Origin of the sequence: Okeania sp. SIO2F4, assembly GCF_010672385.1 — a bacterium.
Classification (GTDB): domain Bacteria; phylum Cyanobacteriota; class Cyanobacteriia; order Cyanobacteriales; family Microcoleaceae; genus Trichodesmium.
On record NZ_JAAHGT010000900.1, the window covers coordinates 1 to 3,980 of the forward strand.

At 40.2% G+C, this 3,980-nt stretch carries 2 protein-coding genes; both read left to right on the plus strand.

All coding sequences use genetic code 11. The annotated features are described in order from the left end of the window. Positions 1-406 precede the first annotated feature (406 nt). Positions 407-1,753 (plus strand): TldD/PmbA family protein, encoded by a 1,347-nt coding sequence (locus F6K22_RS34680; RefSeq protein ID WP_293108915.1) that lies wholly within the window; start codon positions 407-409, stop codon positions 1,751-1,753. 484 nt (positions 1,754-2,237) lie between these two features. Continuing rightward, on the plus strand, positions 2,238-3,980 hold a 1,743-nt coding region (locus F6K22_RS34685; RefSeq protein ID WP_293108917.1), incomplete at its 3' end, for a PAS domain S-box protein.

A 3,980-nucleotide genomic window follows, 5' to 3' on the forward strand; every position in this document is an offset into this window, starting at 1 on the left:
TGATTTCGCTCAAAAAGTCAGCATAAAAGGCAGAATAATTGCAGAACAATCAAGGGACTCTCATATCTGACTACCTCATCTATAAATTCTCTGTTCCTCCTAACTACTCTCTACTCCCCCACTCCCCTACTCCCCTACTCCTTAAAAAGACTTTTTCAGCAAACCCTAATTAACCCCAGTGTAGGGACGTTGCATGCAACGTCCCTACGAGGTTGGAGAAAGATTGTTTATTACAGTTATTTAATGAGACATGATATTAGCTGTCAGCTATCAGCAATAAGACCCGGCTTTTGTAGTAAGATTTAAGTCTGGCTTAATAAGACTCCGCCCTTAAGCGAGGTTTAAAAAAGCTTTTATCTAAAACCAAAAGCTGACGGCTGAATACTTACAATAATTGATAACTGAAATGACCACACAAATCAAACCAAATATTCTCAGTCAAGAGGAAGCATTATCCTTAGTAGAAACAACCGTAAAAAAATCTGACGCCGAAGGTATTTTCGTTAGTCTTAGCAACAACGAATCATCTCTAACTCGCTACTCAGAAAATCAAATTAGCCAAAATATTAGCAAAACAAAATTTGCACTTAACATCACCAGCTATTTCGGCACTCGCAGCGCCACTGCCTCAACTACAGAACTAGATCCAGATGCCATTACAGCCACCATTCGCCGTTCCGAAGAACTCGCCCGTATCGCTCCACAAGACCCAGAGTGGGTCCCACTGCTAGAACCCCAACAATACGAAAATCGTACTCCGGCCTTTGATGAGTTGACTGCTACTATTTCCCCACTGGGGCGAGGAGAAATAGTCCAACAGGTATGCACCATGAGTGCCAAAGCAGGAGTAGATGGCTCCGGTACTCTGAGTACAGATACATCTTTAGGAGCGATCGCCAACTCACTTGGGTTACGCGCCTGTAATAAATATACAACAGCAGACTTTAGTTTTACGGCAAGAATCGAAAATGGCTCTAGTTGGAGTCGTAGCACTGCCTGGGGTATAAATCAATTACCCACTGAAAGTCTGAGTGAAGAGTTGATTAACCGTGCCTTTGCTTCTCGCAATCCCAAAGAATTTAGTCCCGGTGTTTATCCCGTGATTTTCAGTGGAGCTGCTTTAGCTGATTTATTGATTTGGCTAATATTTAATCTGGATGCACGAGCAGCAGATGAAGGGCGATCGTTTATGTCCCGTACTGACGAAACTGGGAAACCAGAGGGCAACCGAGTCGGGGAACAAATGTTTAGTCCGTTGGTGCAGTTACAACGTTATCCGGGTCATCCTTTGTTACAGTTAGGGAATTTTTCTGGTGATGGGTTGAGTAATCATTATCTGGAAGTAATTAAGGATGGTGTGCCACAAACCTTATCTTATAGTCGGTATTGGGCAGCACAACAGGGGAAGCAACCTACTGGTTCTATGTTTCCGATAGTAATGCAGGGTTCTGAGGAAAGTTTGGCCGATTTGATTTCCCGGACGGAGCGAGCTATTTTGGTAAATCGTTCCTGGTATGTGCGTTATGTGAATCCGCGTACTTTGGAGGTAACGGGGATGACACGGGATGGTACTTTTTGGGTTGAGGATGGGAAAGTGGTTTATCCGATTAAAAATTTGCGGTTTAATCAGGTTTTGCCAGATATGTTGTGGGATGTGGATGCTGTGAGCAAAGTAGATCGTTATGGTAATAGTGTTTTGCCTGGGGTGAGGGTGAAGGCGTTTAATTTTAGTAGTGTGACTGATAGTATTTAGATATAAAACAGGGAGTAGGGAGTAGGGAGTAGGGAGTAGGGGAGTGGGGGAGTGGCAGTTATTCCGCAGGAAGCTAACTGATAACTGATAACTGATAACTGATAACAGAGGCAGTTATTCCGCAGGAAGCTAACTAATATAGCAGTCGAAGCAAAGGTTAGGGCAGTTCTAAATCCTGTTTGCGGAGCATTTCCCTATAAGAAAAACCCTTTGATAGTCTGCTGTTCCCTGTTCCCTGTTCCCTTTTCCCTTTTCCCTTTTCAAGTAGCGCTATAACTGATAACTGATATAGCGTTTCCCAAGCTCTCGGAGGTACAGTTGTTTTTCTTGTTTATCTATATCCTACGGAACGAGAATTACTATTCCCAGATCCGGTGTTCCCTGTTCCCAGATCCGGTGTTCCCTGTTCCCTAAAACCAAAGAATGCGCGTACCTCACCCTTTTTGGGAATTGCTATAACTGATAAACTGATAACTGAATAAATATGCCTAAAATTGATAATAATTTAAGAATATGTGAACGAATATTTTCCTTAAGTGGTGAGGCTATATGTTTATTAGATACAAACTATAACTACCAATTAGTTAATCCAGCATATCTCAAATTAATGAATCAAGAATCTGAACGGATAATTGGTAAAAATATCAAAGAAATTTTTGGCGAAGAAACATTTGAAATTTTTTTTAAACAACCATTTAAAAGATGTTTGCTTGGTGAAACTGTAGAAATTCAGGGGTGGGTAAACTTAAATCTGATTGGTAAAAAATATATAATTCGTACTTATTCACCTTATTATGATGAAAATGGCAAAATCACCGGAATTATAGCTAATCTGCGAGATCAAACAAATTTTCAGGAAGCAGAAAGAGCTAGGCAAGAAAGCCAAGAATCATTCCAAAAAATATTTGAAAATACGACAGAAGGAATCGCTATTTGCTCACTCACAGGAAAATTTTTACAAGTAAATCAGATTTTATGTGAATTCCTGGGATATTCTGAAGCAGAATTGTTAAACCTAAATTATCACCAGGTAACACAAGCTAGGAATCTAGAATCAGCATCAATCCTAATTCAGCAACTTATTTCTCAGGAAATATCCTACTTTTCTCTGGAAAAACAATATATTCATCAAAATGGAACTTTAGTTTGGGGTCAGGAAATAGCTTCGATGATTCGACACCCGGACGGTTCTCCCAAATATTTACTGTTAACAGTTAAGAATATTAATTCTCAAAAATTAGCTGAACTCATCCAACAACAAAATCAAGAACGACTACAACTGGTGGTCGAAAGCTCTGGGGATGGTTTTTGGGACTGGGATATAACTAAAAATGAGGTATATTTCAGTCCTTGCTGGGTGAAAATGCTAGGCTACCAACCAGGGGAATTACCACCAAATATAGAAACTTGGGAAAGCTTGATTCATCCAGAAGACAAAGCAATGGTAATGGAAACTCTCAATAGTCATCTCAAAGATGATTCTATTCCCTATAAGTTTGATTATCGGGTGCGGACAAAATCTGGAGCATGGAAGTGGATAGCAAACTATGGCGAAGTTGTAGCTAGAGATAGTCAAGGCAAACCCCTGAGAATGGCAGGAATACATCGAGATATTAGCATGCGCAAACAAACAGAAGCAGCGCTGCGTGAGAAAGAAAAAACAATTCGCGCTCTACTTGAAACCATACCAGATATAATGATTCGGATGAAACAGGATGGTACAAAAATCGAGCTGATTAATCAAAAAATGTTTCGACTGCTGGTTCCAAGCTCAGAAACGAACACAGAAAACTTGGTAGATTTATTTACTGCTCCAATATTGCAAGAACTAACTCGACTAGCTCAACAAGCTTTAGCAACTCAAAAATTACAAACCTATGAATATGCTATTACCAACAATGGGGAAGAGAAATTTGAGGAAGCTCGCATAGTTCCTCTCACAGAGGATGAAGTATTAGTGGTACTTCGCAATATTACTGAGCGCACCCAGGAAGAAACCCTACTCAGAGAAAGTCGAGAATTACTAGCTGAAATTCAAAGGATTTCTCATATCGGTAGTTGGCAGCTAGATGTTGCTACTAAAAAAATGAGCTGGTCAGAAGAATTATTCGAGATTTTTGGCTTCGACCCAGCAAATTCAGAACCTACCTATACTGAATATTTCCAGTATATAGCTCCAGAAGATAGGATGCCACTGCAACAGTGTTTTGACGAAGCAATAGCTTAT